This window comes from Paenibacillus sp. FSL R5-0749, from assembly GCF_038595085.1.
In the GTDB taxonomy this organism is placed as follows: Bacteria; Bacillota; Bacilli; order Paenibacillales; family Paenibacillaceae; genus Paenibacillus.
In genome coordinates this window covers 3,504,709-3,521,317 of sequence record NZ_CP152005.1, presented here as the reverse complement: position 1 = coordinate 3,521,317, position 16,609 = coordinate 3,504,709, and the positions used below count along the sequence as shown (strand labels likewise).

The 16,609-nt window shown below is 41.6% G+C and carries 16 protein-coding genes; 4 read left to right on the top strand and 12 right to left on the bottom strand.

Annotation, left to right across the window (positions count from 1 at the left end; translation table 11 throughout):
• Nucleotides 1–2: 2 nt before the first annotated feature.
• Entirely contained in the window at nucleotides 3–563 is a 561-nt protein-coding gene (locus MKY85_RS15520; protein ID WP_342569971.1) for an XRE family transcriptional regulator, read from the bottom strand.
• Nucleotides 564–711: 148 nt separating this feature from the next.
• Between MKY85_RS15520 and MKY85_RS15515 the strand changes: the two genes are divergently transcribed.
• Nucleotides 712–1,686 carry an NAD(P)-dependent oxidoreductase gene (locus tag MKY85_RS15515; protein ID WP_342569970.1) on the top strand — a complete coding sequence of 325 codons (975 nt, stop codon included), beginning with the start codon at nucleotides 712–714 and terminating at the stop codon, nucleotides 1,684–1,686.
• A gap of 157 nt (nucleotides 1,687–1,843) precedes the next feature.
• Here MKY85_RS15515 and MKY85_RS15510 read toward each other — a convergent pair whose 3' ends face one another.
• The gene (locus MKY85_RS15510) at nucleotides 1,844–2,479 is read right to left on the bottom strand and encodes a TetR/AcrR family transcriptional regulator (RefSeq protein ID WP_342569969.1); all 636 of its coding nucleotides are present in this window, start codon (nucleotides 2,477–2,479) and stop codon (nucleotides 1,844–1,846) included.
• A 128-nt stretch (nucleotides 2,480–2,607) separates the two neighbouring features.
• On the opposite strand from MKY85_RS15510, the gene MKY85_RS15505 reads away from it, so the two are divergent.
• Complete coding sequence (locus tag MKY85_RS15505) at nucleotides 2,608–4,182, top strand: FAD-dependent monooxygenase (RefSeq protein ID WP_342569968.1); 1,575 nt, start codon at nucleotides 2,608–2,610, stop codon at nucleotides 4,180–4,182.
• Nucleotides 4,183–4,733: 551 nt separating this feature from the next.
• Here MKY85_RS15505 and MKY85_RS15500 read toward each other — a convergent pair.
• Both MKY85_RS15500 and MKY85_RS15495 read right to left on the bottom strand, forming a co-directional pair.
• Entirely contained in the window at nucleotides 4,734–5,363 is a 630-nt protein-coding gene (locus MKY85_RS15500; RefSeq protein ID WP_342569967.1) for a sugar O-acetyltransferase, read from the bottom strand.
• A 69-nt stretch (nucleotides 5,364–5,432) separates the two neighbouring features.
• On the bottom strand, nucleotides 5,433–6,809 hold the full coding sequence (locus tag MKY85_RS15495) for an MATE family efflux transporter (RefSeq protein ID WP_339255358.1): 1,377 nt from the start codon (nucleotides 6,807–6,809) through the stop codon (nucleotides 5,433–5,435).
• Nucleotides 6,810–6,932: 123 nt separating this feature from the next.
• On the opposite strand from MKY85_RS15495, the gene MKY85_RS15490 reads away from it, so the two are divergent.
• Nucleotides 6,933–7,829, top strand: coding sequence for an AraC family transcriptional regulator (locus tag MKY85_RS15490; protein WP_339255356.1), 897 nt, complete (start codon nucleotides 6,933–6,935; stop codon nucleotides 7,827–7,829).
• A 79-nt stretch (nucleotides 7,830–7,908) separates the two neighbouring features.
• On the opposite strand, the gene MKY85_RS15485 is transcribed toward MKY85_RS15490, so the two are convergent.
• Together MKY85_RS15485 and MKY85_RS15480 are read right to left on the bottom strand one after the other, a co-directional pair.
• Nucleotides 7,909–8,709, bottom strand: coding sequence for a Cof-type HAD-IIB family hydrolase (locus tag MKY85_RS15485; RefSeq protein WP_339255355.1), 801 nt, complete (start codon nucleotides 8,707–8,709; stop codon nucleotides 7,909–7,911).
• A 266-nt stretch (nucleotides 8,710–8,975) separates the two neighbouring features.
• On the bottom strand, nucleotides 8,976–9,917 hold the full coding sequence (locus tag MKY85_RS15480) for a 2-dehydropantoate 2-reductase N-terminal domain-containing protein (protein ID WP_342569966.1): 942 nt from the start codon (nucleotides 9,915–9,917) through the stop codon (nucleotides 8,976–8,978).
• 148 nt (nucleotides 9,918–10,065) lie between these two features.
• On the opposite strand from MKY85_RS15480, the gene MKY85_RS15475 reads away from it, so the two are divergent.
• Entirely contained in the window at nucleotides 10,066–10,287 is a 222-nt protein-coding gene (locus tag MKY85_RS15475) for a TetR/AcrR family transcriptional regulator (RefSeq protein WP_342569965.1), read from the top strand.
• Nucleotides 10,288–10,595: 308 nt separating this feature from the next.
• Here MKY85_RS15475 and MKY85_RS15470 read toward each other — a convergent pair whose 3' ends face one another.
• The 6 genes from MKY85_RS15470 to MKY85_RS15445 form a co-directional block, all read right to left on the bottom strand.
• Nucleotides 10,596–12,527 carry a fructose-1,6-bisphosphatase gene (locus MKY85_RS15470; protein ID WP_342569964.1) on the bottom strand — a complete coding sequence of 644 codons (1,932 nt, stop codon included), beginning with the start codon at nucleotides 12,525–12,527 and terminating at the stop codon, nucleotides 10,596–10,598.
• A gap of 87 nt (nucleotides 12,528–12,614) precedes the next feature.
• Entirely contained in the window at nucleotides 12,615–13,019 is a 405-nt protein-coding gene (locus MKY85_RS15465) for a VOC family protein (protein ID WP_339233681.1), read from the bottom strand.
• A 154-nt stretch (nucleotides 13,020–13,173) separates the two neighbouring features.
• Nucleotides 13,174–14,802 carry a hypothetical protein gene (locus tag MKY85_RS15460; RefSeq protein ID WP_342569963.1) on the bottom strand — a complete coding sequence of 543 codons (1,629 nt, stop codon included), beginning with the start codon at nucleotides 14,800–14,802 and terminating at the stop codon, nucleotides 13,174–13,176.
• Complete coding sequence (locus tag MKY85_RS15455) at nucleotides 14,786–15,568, bottom strand: ABC transporter ATP-binding protein (protein ID WP_342569962.1); 783 nt, start codon at nucleotides 15,566–15,568, stop codon at nucleotides 14,786–14,788. Before MKY85_RS15455 ends, MKY85_RS15460 begins: the two co-directional genes overlap by 17 nt.
• On the bottom strand, nucleotides 15,528–15,686 hold the full coding sequence (locus MKY85_RS15450; RefSeq protein ID WP_342569961.1) for a hypothetical protein: 159 nt from the start codon (nucleotides 15,684–15,686) through the stop codon (nucleotides 15,528–15,530). The genes MKY85_RS15455 and MKY85_RS15450 overlap by 41 nt, the downstream gene beginning before the upstream one ends.
• Before the next feature lie 244 nt (nucleotides 15,687–15,930).
• On the bottom strand, nucleotides 15,931–16,560 hold the full coding sequence (locus MKY85_RS15445; protein ID WP_339308308.1) for a histidine phosphatase family protein: 630 nt from the start codon (nucleotides 16,558–16,560) through the stop codon (nucleotides 15,931–15,933).
• Nucleotides 16,561–16,609: the final 49 nt, after the last annotated feature.

The window sequence follows — 16,609 nt, the reverse complement described above, 5'->3', positions numbered from 1 at the left end:
TTTTAGAAACCATATTTTAAGGATATATGGAGCACTGTTTCGCTATTCGTATGATTGGTATAAGCGTGAGGGTAATCTGCACGGAAACTGATCGTATCATATTGATTCAATATGTGAATCTCTCCATTGACTTGTAACTCAATGGAACCGGTCATTACTGTCGCAATTTCAGTTGTATTCACATGATGACCTTCAGGGTAATATGAGCTGTTTGGCTGTAAATAAGCCCGGCACATTTCAATATCATTGCTTTTAAAAACGGGTTCAATGATCCAATTTTTTTCATCATTAGAAAACCGCAGTCCCTCGCCTGCCCGATACAAACTAACAGGTTTCTCTGCTGTGAACAAAGCCAATAGCGGTAAAGATATTCCCTTTGATATTTTCCATATAATGGCCAAAGTTGGATTGGTCTCGCCACGTTCTATATTTCCCAGTGTAAGTTTGCTTACGCCTGTTAATTCCGATAAGTCGTCTAAGGTCATGTTTTTTTCTTTTCTGTACTTTTTCAATGCAATGCCGATTTGTAATACAATTTGTTTTGATTCATCCATTTCATTCATTTGATATTCACCTCAACAAAAAACTATATAGCTAGTATATTGTTTATTTGGATTCTTTTCCATACTCTCCTAACGACGTTACTCAATAACGAACATCAAACGTGTTATATTTGAAAAATGGTATAGGTTATGAAAGGTGGTTTGACAAATGAAGATTCTCATCGTTGGCTATTTTAGCGAGACCTCAAAATTAAATATTGCAAGGTGTTTTCCGCAAGACTGGAACGTTGTAATTGTTCCGCCTGGAAACGAAATGCTGCATCATATTAAAGATTGCCAAGTAATCATTCCTGAACATATTAAAGTGGATCATAGCCTGCTTTCTATCGCAAAAAAATTGAAATTGGTACAGACGGGTGCAGGATATGATAATGTGGATATCCCTGCCTGTACACAGCTCGGCATTTGGGTGGCCAATGCTGCAGGAGTGAATGCACAGGCAGTGTCCGAGCACGTAATGGCACTGATATTATCTTATTATAAAAACATACCGTTTCTGGATACTTTCATGAAAAACAAGATGGATGAACATCAATTGGACTATACAGGGAGTGAATTAAAAGGCAAAACGATTGGGATTATCGGTTTGGGCGCGATCGGAAAAAAAGTAGCTGCGTTTTGCAGGGTCTTTGATATGAATGTGCTGGCTTATGCCAGAAATGCCACTGCACAATCGGACGATTTGGTGGAAATGGTGGATTTCGATACGCTTATAAGCACATCGGACATCGTCAGTGTACATGTGCCCTTGAATCAGCAAACCAAACAGCTGATCAACAAAGCGACATTCAAAAAAATGAAGAATACATCTCTTTTTATCAACACAGCCCGTGGCGGGATTGTCAACGAAAAGGACTTAATAGATGCATTAAAAAACGGGGATATTTCAGGTGCATGCCTGGATGTGTTTGAATCTGAACCACTTCCTCTGGACAGTGAGCTCCGGAATCTGAGTAATGTAATACTTACTCCCCATACAGCGGGAATGCCTGATGGTCGGAAATATCATAGAACAAGATATGATTTCTTTATAAAGAATATAAAACGTGTAAAAAATGGTGAAGAGCCTGAAAGCAAGCTCAATCAGTTACCTTGCCCTCCCTCCAAGGATAATCTAATGTAAGAATAAAGGTCTGGGCAGATTACACCCAGACCTTCTTCCTGTTCTGCTTTTGAATGCCTACATATCCTCAGCATATGTTTATGCTAATTTGGCAGCCCCACCAGTGTTTTATCGATAAGCGAAATCGCAATTCGTACGGATGAGGTTGATTTTCGTTTTAAACGCCACGGGGTGCATATGCGCAAAGAAAGACACGTACCCCTTCAGTGATGATACGTTTGGTTTGTTCCGCCTCCAATGTCCCTGTTTGTCCAGGTTGATTAAAGACCAATAAAAACGTTAATGCAGTGAAATGTTTGGTAGCCATTTCAGGATCGGGCACATCAAGCAATCCGTCTTGACCAAACGCTGTAAATCTCCTGATGAGCCTTTCTTCAGTTGCCTTATCCAACCTTTCCAAAAATGAGTCTGGCAGGTTGGCAGCTTCCACCATAACCAAACGGATCAAAGCCTTATAGTCGGATGAGCCGTTCGCAGAAGCTACTATTTGCTCGCAAAACAAGATGAGTGCCTGTTTCAGATCTGTGAATTCCGAGAGGTGGTCTGAAATCCCTTGCTCGATCATGTCAAGAACCGCAGAGCTGGAATCTTCCACAACGGTAAGCAGCAGGTTCTGTTTGTCACCATAATAATCGTAAACGGTCCGTTTGGAAACACCTGCTTTTGCTGCGATCGCATCGACACTGGAACGCTCAAAACCATCTGAAAGAAATAGATCTCTTGCTGCTGCAATAATTTTAGCTCGTTTGTCAGAAGAGCCCTTTCGGATTTTCTTGTTTTCCGTATGTTCCATTCCTCTATTCCCCCTATATGTATGCTATCAGAAAACGCTTAGAGTGAAAGCTTTGTTTACAAACTACACTGCACGGTGTAGTATAACATTTGTAACCTATCAAAACAATGATCAAGGAGGGTTCAACCATGAATACCATGCGGTCTTTTGTTGATGTTCTTATTGTCGGGGCCGGTCCCACTGGGCTTACACTTGCCTGCGATCTTGCCCGTCGAAACGTCGCCCATCGTATTATTGAACGAAGCACCTTATACAACGTTGCTTCTCGTGCTAAAGCAATCCAGCCTCGCTCGCTTGAAGTGGTCGATGACTTGGACGCCGTTCATCACATTGTTGGCACAGGTGTCGTAGATCTGCCTGTTCGTTATTATACCGCAGATGGCAGGAGTGTGGATAAGCCGTCTATTACCGTGGCAGCCAGCGTCGAACTTGAAACCCCCTATAGTGATCCGGTCTGGATTGCTCAATTTGATGTGGAAAAAGCATTGCGTGACCGATATGCAGAGCTTGGCGGGCAAGTTGAGTTGGGCATGGAAGCTGCAGGGCTTGTTCAGGATGTGGATGGTGTAACGGTAACCGTAAATTCCTCACAAGGGGAAGAGCACATTCGCACTCGTTATGTCGTCGGCGCTGACGGGGGCAAAAGCAATATTCGCAAGTTTATTCAATTACCGCTGGTTGGAGAAACACACGATCATGAGCGATGGTATCTTGGCGATGTACGATTGGAAGGATTAGATCGTGACCGTATCTATATTTGGACATCTTCAGAGGGGATGGTCGGAGTGACACCGCTGCCGAAATCCGATATTTGGCAACTGCAGGCTACCATTCCAGCAGACCACGAAGAACCAGAGCAGCCGTCGCTAGAGATATATCAAGCCATGTTTGACCGGCGCGCCAGGGCTGGACGTGTTCGACTCACAGATGCTTCCTGGCTGTCCATCTATCGGGTCAACGTTCGAATGGTAGAACGTTATCGTAAAGACCGCGTTTTCCTTGCTGGCGATGCTGCCCATGTTCATTCACCGGCAGGTGGTCAAGGTATGAATACCGGCATACAGGACGCGTATAACCTAGGCTGGAAGCTCGCTGCTGTCATTCGCGGAGCGGATACCTCCTTACTCGACACGTACGATGAAGAGCGCCGTCCTGTGGCTCAAGCCGTGCTTGAGGACAGCACGAAGAAGATGGGAGCGGTTGTTGCAACGGTGACAGAAAGCGGAGAGTTGTCCCAATCTTTGAGCACCATATCCGACGATCTGACGAGTGGACTTCTCATTTCCTATCGGTCAAGTTCTCTTACCCGTCCGTATGCTCTACCCCATGCTGCCTCTCCCTTTCCTGGGGATCGCGCTCCTAATGCTACGGGCCTGCAAGGCACCGGATTTGCAGGAAGTATATTTGACCTATTGCGCGGTCCACACTGGACGCTTTTGGCTTTTGCAAACTGCGTTGATTGTATTGTTCCTTCCTTAAATAACTTCACCGACGATGAACTCCATGTGCATTATATCCTGCCATCTAACGCAGATGGGACGGAAGGCATCATAGACACAGAAGGCAATGCCTATCGAATATACAATGTAGCAAGCAAAGAACTCGTCTTGATTCGTCCCGACGGTTACATCGCACTGCGTACCTCTCTGGATGATACCGCATTAATTTCGAATTACTTGAATTCCATCTATCGCGTAAACTGATTGGGACACTATCGGAATATGGGTCTTGTCTTCGGTTTGGGACAAGAACATATTCCGAGTAATAGCCGCTAAGTTTCCAGGAAGATGAATCAACGATTTTTAATAGCATCTTCAGAATCGTAATTGAAGAATTCTACATCCGCATAGCCTTGTTCTGCTTCGTGGTTCAAGTTGTACACGCCGACCCGGTCTCCTCGATAATGCCCCCATCCAAGTGGAAGACTTAACCAAAGCTGATAAATGACTCTCCATCCAGACTGTATTGATATATGTTTTCACCAGATCATTTGAATGCAAAACCGTCATACCAGGTGAGCAATGCAACGTGGAAGAGATACCAATGTTAATCCTTAGAGGCAATATCATTATGATAGGCATCTTCATTATAGTAATGTTCTAAATGTCTGTTCATTTTACTAGCTATGAAATGGGTTCGCCGGGAATGAACAATGGCTCTAAGGACAAAAAACAGAGTTAACAATGTAATAATCGCATATATGATATCTATAATCATCAATGAACTCCTTTCCAGAAGGTAGATGTCATTTCTTTTACCATTCAACCTGATTAAAACGCATATCTTTGTAGTAGAATTCTCGATCCTGTTCGGTAATCTCACGAAGCACTCTGCATGGATTTCCAACAGCAATTACGTTTGCAGGCACGTCCTTGGTTACAACACTGCCGGCACCAATGACACTACCCTCGCCAATTGTGACGCCTGGTAGAATAATCGCTCCGCTTCCAATCCACGCCCCATCTTCAATAACCACGGGCAATGCAAACATTCCGCCTTCTTTGCGCTTCTCAGGGTGCACAGGATGACTTGTTACAGCAATCGTTACATTTGGGCCAAACATGACATCATTCCCAATGGTTACTGTATAGTCATCCACCACGGTCAGATTGAAATTAATATATACATTATTCCCTAGGGTCGTATTTGAGCCATAGGACATCCGAAGTGGCGGCTCCATCCACACATTTTCCCCCATACTGCCAAAAAGCTGCTTCATTAACGTGTTTCGCATTTCAACATCATCTGGATGCAAATTATTTATTTCATAGCATAAGGCTTTACCTCGCTGGCGTGCTTTGGCTAATTCCGCAGCCTCTTTCGGGTAATTTGCATCATCATCTGAAAATAATTGTTTGCTTGCCATTCGTTCACGGATATTCATATCATCTTCTCCTTTATGAAAAGCTATTATTTAGTAGAGTAAGTTACATAACCCCTGGTAAGATCAGGTTTATGTAAAGTTTCTAGTTAAGTTATTGAGCCACTTAAACTGACGATAACGGGTGAAAGCAATGGGTAGTTTAATTAACTCGTCTAAGCTGATGATGACGTATAAAAAAATGGGAGATACTTGCCAAACAAAAGCGCACAGGTAACTAAGTGGTAAAATAATAAGCCACATGACAACCATGTCACACCATAATCCGAACTTCGCATCTCCACCGGCCGGGAATATACCTGCTATCGTTGTGGAGTTAAAAGACTTCGCAATACAATAATACGCACTAATGTATAACATGCCATCCAGATCGCTTTGAGCGACTGGACTCAGACTGACGATGGAGTAAACTAAAGGTTTAATAAGCAAAATGGTACAGCCTGCAATGGCTCCAAAAATGAGTGCATAATAACACATGTGGTTACCCGCATACTTAGCTTTCTCCATTTCACCCTGCCCCAGATACTTTCCAATCAGTACAGAGCCCCCGGTAGCTATGCCGCCACAGAGAACAACCGCCAAGTTCTTGACTACAGATGCGATGGAGTTTGCCGCTACCATATCGGAGTTCACATGGCCTATAATGGCAGCCGTAGCGGTAAGTGCTCCTCCCCATACGATATAATTCCCCTGCACAGGCAGGGTATATCTCAGGAAATCCTTTAATAGATTACGATGCATACTGTCACGTACTGGTAAACGAAAGCGAATGGATCCCTTAGTAAAGGAATGAATCACACAACATGCCAGTTCAATTATACGTGCCAAGACCGTGGCAAGAGCCACTGCCGCAATCGCAAGTTCCGGATTGGATGGGAATAGTACAAAAATGCCAATAGCATTAAATATAATGTTTAAGACCAAGCATAATGAACTGACCCACGCACTGAGTTTTGCATTTTCCATACTTCGAACTACACTCAGATACATATGCGATAATCCCATGACGAGGTAAGAAAAGGAATTAAACTGTAAAAACCTTGAACCATATTGAATCAATTCAGGATCATTGGTGAATAAGCGCATGAGTGTATCGGGAATCAGGAAGGAAGACAAGAAAAACAGAATCGATATGCTTAGGGAGAATACACAGGCAATACTCAGAATGCGCTGTATGGTTAATGAGTCCTTCTTCCCCCAGTACTGGGCAGTGAGGATACTCGCCCCCGCTGACAATCCCATGTAAAACAATGTTAAGGTAAAGGTGATTTGTCCGGCGAGTGATACGGCTGCCATTACAGATTGACTGATCATACCCAGCATGATCACATCAACAGATATCACCGTTGCGGATATTAGATTTTGTAGTGCAATGGGGATTACAAGCGAGACTAACTCTCGATTAAAATCGCGTTTGCCGAACCCTTGAATCTGCATGCGTTTTCTCACCTGTATCTGTCCTCTCGGTTGTTCTCAATAATATAAAGATAGTACGTAATCGTTGTTGTTTCCATCAATATTGGCTATACTTTTATTAATATCGTATACATTTGTGCAAAGAAGGGATTCTCAATGACAGATTTAGAGGTGTTCTCTGATTTATCAGAACGGTTGGATTATAATCTTCCTGATGTCCCCCTTTATGTCCGCAAAGGAAGCCTTCATCAATTTGATAATCATGCCGCAGTTGCACATTGGCATGTGGATCTGGAGTTTATCTATATATTAAAGGGATCAATGGATTTCTCGGTTAATGGAAGTATCACGCGATTGCATCAAGGAGACGGACTTTTTGTGAATAGCCAACGTTTGCATTTTGGTTACGCTGCTGCGGATCACGACGATTGTTCGTTCCTGGTGGTCGTTATTCATCCCTCTATCCTTGGAGAGAAAACTTCATATCTTAAGACGTACTGGGAAGAGAAGTTCAGTTCCAATATGGCTGATTTTGTTGTACTCACAGAGCAGATGGCCTGGCAACAAGACATCGTACAGTCCATTCAGGAACTCTATCGGGAAATGCATAGGGAACATACGCCTCCCAATCCACTTCGTTTGGTATCCCAAGCGTTGTCGTTGTGCGCTACAATTGGCGATCAGTTGAAGCCTGTTTCCGGTCAACCTGGCATATTAACGCATGTTCAGGAAATGACTCAATTCATTCACCAGAACTATGATCAGAAGATAACACTTGAGGAGATCGCATCTGCCGGAGCTGTTTGCAGAAGTCGATGTTGCCAATTGTTTAACAAATATGTGGGCCAATCGCCAAACAACTATGTCACCCAATATCGACTTCAGAAAAGCTGTGAAATGTTAAAAGAAACACGGAGATCCATAAGTGAAATTGCACTTGCCTGCGGTTTTCAAAGCTCCAGTTATTTTTCGTCCATTTTCCGTAAACAGATGGGTGTAGTTCCACAGCATTATCGCAAACAAGTTACCAACAACGACTCGGACCCCAAGTAACGTTTTTATCCAATGAAAATAGGGCAATCCTAAGATTGCCCCCGTTAGATCGAACATGTAGTACCTTGTCAGACAAGGATTACTGCAAATCCAGGATTTTTTGAATCGTTAGAAGAACACCCTTTTCTTCGTTGGATTTCGTAATGAAACTTGCTGCTTTTTTCGTATTATCACAAGCATTACTTACTGCAAAGCTATATTTGGCGATGGCCATAAGCTCCACATCATTCTCACCGTCACCAAATGACATCGTCTCCTCGTATGTGACACCCAGCATGTCTTGCAGCTTCTTCACGGTCTCTCCTTTGTGTGTGTGTAATGCCGTAATATCCAGCCATCTGGCCTCCGAGTCAACAATGTAAATCTGTCCGAACATTGTACCCTCCACATGCGCTCTTAATGCTGTACTGCGTCCTTCCGTATCAAAGACCGTAATTTTGATAAAATGACTCTCAATGGTTTCGAAGGAATCTGTTTTGATTACACGTTCATAGGAGCCCTTCACGACTTCGTACATTTCTTCGGAAATGGAAGAATGAACGTAAGCAGCATCGCTTGCACATACGATAAGAGTCATCGTGTTGTCGAAATCCTGAATTCGATCAATCGCCTTCATGGCAAGTTCCTTTTCCATGCTGAACTCTTTGATGACTTCACCATCTTTTTTGATTCGAGCAGCGCTGTCACCCAGAATCCAGACTCCTTTGCCATGCTCATCAAACAGTTTTTCTACACGTTCACATTGTTTCCCGGTACAGGCTACAAAAGTAACTCCTTTTTGCTGCATCTCGGCATAAACCTTTTTGAAAAGTTCAACATCGTACGAACCCTTATTGTTCAAAAACGTTCCATCTAAATCAGTGACTACCAGTTTAATCATATTTATGCCCTCCATTGTATAATTTGTTTGCTCTCGTGCTTGAGATAATCCACTTTATTTAAACACTTTATAATGTATATTTAATAAGTGTTTAAAAAAACTCATCATGAGTTCTATATGAATGATTGTGATCTCTCGCTACAAAACAAGATTAAAGTATGTAACTGGTTTCATGTCAATTTTTTTATTTTCTTATTCCAGTTGCAAGCGGCTCAAGAAATATGACGGACCGAGGGTAACTGAGAGATACAAGTGATCGCTTCATTTCACATTTCTTTTGGGTTATCCATCCAGTTCGTTCTCGATGTAATATCATTTTGACTTAAAAATCTCCTCAAATCATTGTTCAGTTGTAAAATCTCATTGTTCGCATTATTTGCATAATCCGGCAACATCATATCCCTAACCATTTTAGTTCGCAGCCATGTCATAAAAAATAGATCCAACAATAAGTTCGGAAATTTAAGCACCATTTTAAAAATGGGCGGATCGAGTGAAACGCCAGCTTGTTGTATTGCCCTTAGATACGTTTTCAAAGTGACTGTTATTCGGTGTGCCGTCGTTCTGGTTCTGGCTGTTTTGTGATCAATGATCTTATGTCCAGAATGCAAAAAGCTCAACATGGCAATGTCTGATACGGAATGTGTGATTAGATACGATTGCATATCCTTTTTAATAACGTAGGGAAGCTTGGCTGTCTTAAATAATTTTGCAAGGTTCTCTATACGCTCTGTCACCACACCATTAATTTCTCCAAATACAGTTGCAGCTATAAACTTTGGTAAAAATCGAGCATGTAATACTTCATCTTTAATCTGTCCTCCGAAGCCTGGAAAAGCTGGTAAAAGTCTATCTCCTACGATATCCAGCCACGAGGAAAATCCAATGGAGTTACTAGTCATCGTAATTATATTTTTGCTTTGATTATCTTTTAGCGCGAACAACGCTGATTCGGATCGATCATAACGAACGGTAACGAAAATAAAATCATATACATCGTCATGTTCGAGTGTATCAATGACATTCACTTCAATCGATCTAACTGCCCCTTTTTCTACATATTGCAGGCCATTTTTTCTCAATGATTTATATCTATTCGAATGTGCAAACACGGTAACATCAAATCCTGCTTCAATAAACTTAATTGCGTACATGCTCCCGATAACACCTGCACCAAAAATTAAAATTCTTTCTTGTGTGGTTGACATGATCCACCCCCCTAGGTAATAATATTTCCTTTTGATTATCAGACAACATGTTGTATGATGCGATTATAAATCTTCATTATGCCTTGATCAACCAGCAGTTTTTTAATATTTGTCGGATAATACTCGTATTCCATAACAGGAGGAAAACATGAAAAAGCAACCTCAAATAACGGAGAAAACAAGACAAAAGTTTATAGAAGTTTTCTGTGAGCTATATAGTCAAAAGCCGATTGAAAAAATTTCGGTTCAGGAAATTGCAAAAAACTCAGGATATAACCGCAGCACCTTTTATCAATACTTTACGGACATTTACGCATTGTTAGACGCTGTTGAAAATGATCTGTTGAATGACATAAAACGCCATACTTAATTGAGTTTTACCTGACAACTTCCCTTGCTTTATTTCGTCTTTGGCTCCAGCGTGAAAAGGATTTATCATCAGAAGAATTTCTCAATTTAGTGCAGAACCTATACTCAAGAGGAATTACCCATCTGGATCAATACTAAGGGATAATTGATTCCTGTGGCGGTGGCATCTCATAGGCTCCTGCCTTCTGTTACATCGCTCCCTTTAAAAAAGAAAAACTCGTACAGGCAGGGTATTTACTTCCCTGCCTGTACGAGCGTCTGTGCTTAATTACACTCCAACATTTAATCCGGATGTTTTTAGCAATCGTTTTAATTCATATAGTGATATTCCAGAAGGTCCTTCAAATTTGAGATTTTCTGCAGCAGCTTCTCTCCAACATTGGTTTCCTTCACCAGTTTTCGTTCCAGTTCCTTATCCACCAGTCTTTTTACAGACAATACGTCCGTTCCGTTGCATAGCACATCTTCTTTTGAATTAAATTTCTGATGGGCGACGAGCTGCATGCCAAAGGAATTAAACAGCAACGTATATCCGGCAATGCCCGTTGTGGATTGATAGGCTTTGGAAAAACCGCCGTCAATCACGATCATTTTGCCGTTTGCTTTAACAGGGCTCTCTCCACGAATTTCTTTGACTGGCGTGTGGCCGTTAATGACATGTCCATGATCCGGATTCAAATCAAACTCCTGCAGGATTTTCCGGCACACCTCTTCATTCTCACGTAAATGGTAGTAGGGATTCTTGTTCTCCTTATGTGCTTCTTTATCCTGGATAAAATACCGTTCAAACGTAGTCATTTCTCTCTTTCCAAAGAGCGAGGAACATTCCCCAGTCCAGATGTACCATACCATATCCGTTGCCAGATCTTCTGTCTCCTCCGGATGCGCGAAGGCGTAGCGTAGATAATCTTCAAAAACATCAAGCAATTGACGACCCGCATATGTCTTGTCTTCAATCTGCATTTCTTCCATATTTCCTTCTTCATCCAAAGGAATACAGCCGTGGATTAACAAATTCCCGTTGTATTTTAAATAAAGACTACCCTTCTTCATAAGAAAGTTCATATGTCTGGCCAGCTTTTCGGAATGCTGAACGGAGAACAGGAGCTTTTCCATTACCTGACGTTCTTCTTCCAGCAATTGCTCAGGCTGCTGCGGATTTATGGTGCTAAAACAGGTGTTTTCCAATGTGTACGTTTTTCCGCAGATATTAATTTCATTGTTGTCGTAATCAATCTTCTCCAGCAAAAGTCTTTCAGACATATTGAAGTATGGGCGTCTCTTAATAATCGGGATTTCCAGTTTAAACTGGATCATGGCAATGGCCTGGTGAATTTTGGTGATCTGCAGAATTTCCTGCTCCGATACGTTATGGCCAGCTTGCAGTTTAGGTCTAAAGGGCAGATTGTCTTCGTAATATTTCTCCGCCAGATTTAGTAGTGGGCGCAGATTAATTCCGTACACATCTTCAATGATGTCCAGATTATCGTACCTGGCGCAGATCCGGATAATATTCGCAAGGCAGACCAGAGAACCCGCATAAGCACCGATCCAGAGGACATCATGGTTCCCCCACTGAATGTCTACAGAATGGTAGTTGATTAGCGTGTCCATAATTTTATCAGGGTCCGGCCCCCGGTCATAGATATCTCCAACCACATGAAGATGGTCAACTACCAGGCGTTGGGTCGTATAAGCAAGGCCGATGATGAGCTTGTCCGCCTGTCCCAAGGATATAATTTGTCGATATATTTCCTCGTAATAAGGGTCCTTATTGTTGGTCGAGTCCGTCTTATATAGAAGCTCTTCTACAATATATACATACTGCTCCGGCAGAGCTTTACGCAATTTCGAGCGAGTATACTTGGAAGAGGCATAAGAGATAAGCTTAAGCATGTGTTCAATCGTTCGTCTATACCACTGGTTCAGAGCCTGTTTATTGCTCAGTTCACCTATGACCAGCTGTATTTTTTCTTCCGGATAATAAACCAAAGCGGCAAAATCATTGATTTCTTGATCTGTCCAAGATTCCCGGAATAATTCTTTGATTTTCTCTCTGACGGTACCCGAACCGTTTCTTAGTACATGCTGAAATGCCTGGAACTCCCCATGCAAATCGCTGACAAAATGCTCGGTTCCCTTCGGGAGATTGGAGATCGCTTCAAGGTTGATGATCTCGGTTACGATCTTTTCTTCCGTATCATATTTTTCGGCCAATAAATCTAGAAACTGCTCATCCAAAACAGATGTCCCCCTCCAAAGAAGTAATGTCTTCCCCAATCATACTCCAATTCGTCGTAGATGAACAAATTTCATTGAAACTGTATGTTAATGTCTATCTTTAAACCGTTTAATCGCATCCTCAGTCACGGGCTCAAAAAGGTTAAGTAGGTTGCCATCGGGATCGCGGAACAGCATGGAACGGTTTCCCCACGGCATCATGGTCGGTTCTTTTACCCAATGATCGACAAATGACTTTAAGCGCTCATATTCGGCTTCTACATCATCGACTCGAAACTCAATAATGACAGTACGGTTATGAGCGCTCAGTACAGCATCCGTACCGAATAACTGTGCCGTCTGGGTATGTCCTATTGCAAGGGTACATGATGGCACAACGAGTTCGGCAAATACCGGTGCAGGTCGTTCTGCCGTAACCTCCAAGACTTTTTCGTAGAACTCAACGAGACGATCCACGTCGTCAGTAATGATGCGTACAGAAGAAAAATTCACAATATATCATCCTTTCTAAATCTAACTGTGTCCTATTTTTTTGTAAAACAGACATGTTACTTATCCATATCTTTTACTTTTACATATCCAATGATAAAAAAACGCTACTGACAACGTTATGTCAGTAGCGTTTTAAAATGATTGGGGCTTTCTTTCACTTCACTCTAAAGTTATTTTGAGCATATTTGGATACGACAGGTACCGCACTGAACAGATAGCCTACAGTCAATACAATTAAGATAACAGTGAGCACCCACAGAGTTGGACCTAAAAACATCGTTATAACAAAGCCTAATGAAATAAGACTGTTCACTAATGTAAAAAGAGGATTATTGGTGTCCAACTCCGTTGTGTAGGGTTGGAATACATAATATACCAATAAATGATGTACTGAGAAAAATATGGACAGTGTCATCGTCATAAACCAGATGGCAAGCAATGTACTTATATCCTTTCCTTCAGACAAAACAAGTATAGAGATACTTAGTACGGCTGCTAGACACGCACCTAATTTTAGGTTTAAGGATAATACACTTCTAAATCTTAGACGAAAATGTTGCTTCGCATGCTTGCGATAAAAGGAGTAGCGCATAAGCTGCATATCACAATGGTAAAATAGCCCCTTACAAACCTCTCGACCTATTGTCAGGCTTAGCATAGCCATAATGAGTATAGGCGTAAATCGTTCCACCGTGTTTAGAGAGACATGATCTCTGAAGATGAGTGCCAAGAAAGATAGTAATAATCCGATGATCATAATAGCTGTTAAACGTCTGCGAAAAGGCAAATGGACGAGATGATCGTACCGAGTAAACAGGAGGTTGTGAATTTGCTCGTATCCCCTTTTATCCAATGAAGTTTGCACGCGATCATGCAGGTTAGCCGAGGAATCGCTACTATGCTCATGATCTTTTGACTGAACCATTTTCTGTTGAAGATCAGCCATCATGATTTCCGTATTTAACAAAGGATCAGCTTGGTTCGTTACTGCGCGTACCGCTGCTGTGTAATCGGTATGTTTGAGTAAGATATAACCAGCAACAGTCCCCGATAACAATATGAGTGTGACAAGCCACCGTTGATCCAATATCACCGCTCCCCCAAGAGGAATGCTCAGTGACGTCAATGGAAGGTACGCAGCAGTTAGTGTGAGTATCATAACCAAGCCCATAATCCATGTTTTCTGTATAAGAATAGTCCCTTTCCATCGAAAAATGGCCAAATGTATAACTTCGCTCATTACGCGCCAAATCGTCATAACTCCAACGATCAGAAGCGCATGAGATATTGAAAAATCAAAGAACCATGAAACCAAAGAAAAGGCAATCCCTTGATACAGAAAGAATGTAGTATACCGGTAAAACAGCCCGGCTCGCATAAATTTGGTAGGCACAATTCGCATAAGTCGAACAGCAGTATACTTCAATTTGTTTGATTCCAAAACTTTTGCACTAGTCATTCCGGCCATGACTCCACTAATGCAAAAATACATGTGAAGAAGAAGTGCAAACCGCTCTGTCGTGTTATATCCCTCTGTCCATAAGAATATGGGCAATGCAAGCATGCCCCCGATATAGAATAAACTTTCTAACAGACCAGCGACAAACATCAAAATCACTGCGATCGCACCAAGGATACGTTTCGTCCGAAAAGCAGCATAGGTTTGTTCACTAACTAAACGGCCTACAACGGGTATCCTCTGCATGAAATATATGAGGCGGTTTACGAGAGTAATAATCTGCAGCTGCCGCATGCGAGAAACCGTACTAAACATTTCCTGCATCGGCATTCTCCTTCTCAACTCTGTTTTCCATCTGTTTCCGTTCTGTTTCTGTAGGAACAATATCGCTTTCATTCCGCAATAATTTAATGACCTTCTCTTCAAAATCGGGCTGGGTGAGGATATCGGGTGAAATCTGCGTCAAACTGCCATCATTTAGAATAATTAATTCATCGCACAGATCGGTTGCCAATTGTAATATATGAGTTGAGAAAATGAGTACATGATCCTTTTTCATATTTCGCAGCAATTGTTTCATCTCGCTGGCAACGATGACATCAAAGGAAGTGAGAGGTTCATCTAGCAAGATTACTGTTGGTTTAGTGAGTAAAAATAACATCATTTGCACTTTGTTTTTCATTCCATGTGAGTAGTGCTTAATGAGTTTATGCCGGTCTTCCTGTGTCATGTGCATCATATCAAAGAGAGCGTCAATGTCGTCTCCTCGACCTTCAATCACTTCAAAATTAACATCAATGAAAAAACGTACAAACTCATATCCCGTTAGAAACTCCGGTAACAATGGCATGGAATATACATATCCAACATCATCTATCTCGATGTTACGTGATGTGGATTCGTCCACGACTTTCATAGTGCCACCATCCGCCTGTATCTCGCCACCTAAACAATTAAATAATGTTGTTTTTCCAGCACCATTTCGTCCCAGAAGGCCATATATCTTTCCTTTTTCAAATTGAAAACTGAGATCGTTTAATACGTGTTGATCACCAAAACTCTTCCTTACATTCTGAAGTACCAATTTCATTTATTTTCTCCTCACATTCACCATAATTAGTTAGTCGTTTACCTGAATCTTCATTCATAGATACAACAAAGTTACTGTTCTCATTTGCAAACATATATAAAAGTTGTGTCGTTTTCATATAATCAGTCCTCTCATTATTTTGAGAATCGTCTTTCTTGATCGATATAGCCAATATTGGTAAAATAGACAATCCTTCATAATGTATTCAATTTTGAACGTAGAATCCCTCTCTTGGAACCACTTTATATAAAGTATATGATCTTATTAATTTCTAGATTCTTATTTTTTCCGTCAGGAAACGATAAAAAAAGCCGCCAAAATAGCGACTTGAATGAGCATATGTTCTTCTTGTCCCTCGACATCTAAGACATTCCAGCTTGCTGTAAAACATCTTCTAATTTCAATTTTCCAACAACTTGATACCCTTTATGGTCTCCCAGTGGTTTAATAATGACTGTCTCCATACTCGAGAGTTCTCCTAATCCCAGACCGCTAGGAAAAGAGTGAGCTACAATAAGCCTGTTCGAATTCGTTGGAGAGGTTTGCTCTACTTCATTTGTAAATGCTTGAATTGTACTGTTTATATTTTCTGTGTCCAGATTTTGACTGAGTTTATATATGTTTAACCAAAATGTATTTTCTTTTACATTTTGTGCACCAAACGCAATCTGAGCAGTTTGGAGAGTTCTACACAGGGGACTTGCTTCCACGGGGAAATGGACGGGGATATTTAGTTTCCGAATAGCATGACCATATTTTTCTGCCTGTTCCTTTCCAAGCGCACTTAAATTCCTCTGTGTGGAGCAATCTGTCAGACTAAAATCTGGTTGATCAACTCCAACTGTTGCATCTCCATGTCGGACATAAAGGATGTAACCCCCTTTTTGTAGATCACTAATGAGAGAAGATGTGGATATTTCTGATGCTTCGGCAGTATGATATGCTCCAAAGAACAGAAAAAGACTAATGGCTAGAACGGTTAAACGGTACATGGATTTCCCCCCCTTTTTCTCCCTACTCTCCCCCTTCTTATCATTTTTT

Excerpts from the sequence above, each read along its gene's own strand:
- MKY85_RS15520 (WP_342569971.1), bottom strand. The coding sequence starts at position 563 with ATGAATGAAATGGATGAATCAAAACAAATTGTATTACAAATCGGCATT.
- MKY85_RS15515 (WP_342569970.1), top strand. The coding sequence starts at position 712 with ATGAAGATTCTCATCGTTGGCTATTTTAGCGAGACCTCAAAATTAAAT.
- MKY85_RS15510 (WP_342569969.1), bottom strand. The coding sequence starts at position 2,479 with ATGGAACATACGGAAAACAAGAAAATCCGAAAGGGCTCTTCTGACAAA.
- MKY85_RS15505 (WP_342569968.1), top strand. The coding sequence starts at position 2,608 with ATGAATACCATGCGGTCTTTTGTTGATGTTCTTATTGTCGGGGCCGGT.
- MKY85_RS15500 (WP_342569967.1), bottom strand. The coding sequence starts at position 5,363 with ATGAATATCCGTGAACGAATGGCAAGCAAACAATTATTTTCAGATGAT.
- MKY85_RS15490 (WP_339255356.1), top strand. The coding sequence starts at position 6,933 with ATGACAGATTTAGAGGTGTTCTCTGATTTATCAGAACGGTTGGATTAT.
- MKY85_RS15485 (WP_339255355.1), bottom strand. The coding sequence starts at position 8,709 with ATGATTAAACTGGTAGTCACTGATTTAGATGGAACGTTTTTGAACAAT.
- MKY85_RS15480 (WP_342569966.1), bottom strand. The coding sequence starts at position 9,917 with ATGTCAACCACACAAGAAAGAATTTTAATTTTTGGTGCAGGTGTTATC.
- MKY85_RS15475 (WP_342569965.1), top strand. The coding sequence starts at position 10,066 with ATGAAAAAGCAACCTCAAATAACGGAGAAAACAAGACAAAAGTTTATA.
- MKY85_RS15460 (WP_342569963.1), bottom strand. The coding sequence starts at position 14,802 with ATGCAGGAAATGTTTAGTACGGTTTCTCGCATGCGGCAGCTGCAGATT.
- MKY85_RS15455 (WP_342569962.1), bottom strand. The coding sequence starts at position 15,568 with ATGAAATTGGTACTTCAGAATGTAAGGAAGAGTTTTGGTGATCAACAC.
- MKY85_RS15450 (WP_342569961.1), bottom strand. The coding sequence starts at position 15,686 with ATGAAAACGACACAACTTTTATATATGTTTGCAAATGAGAACAGTAAC.
- MKY85_RS15445 (WP_339308308.1), bottom strand. The coding sequence starts at position 16,560 with ATGTACCGTTTAACCGTTCTAGCCATTAGTCTTTTTCTGTTCTTTGGA.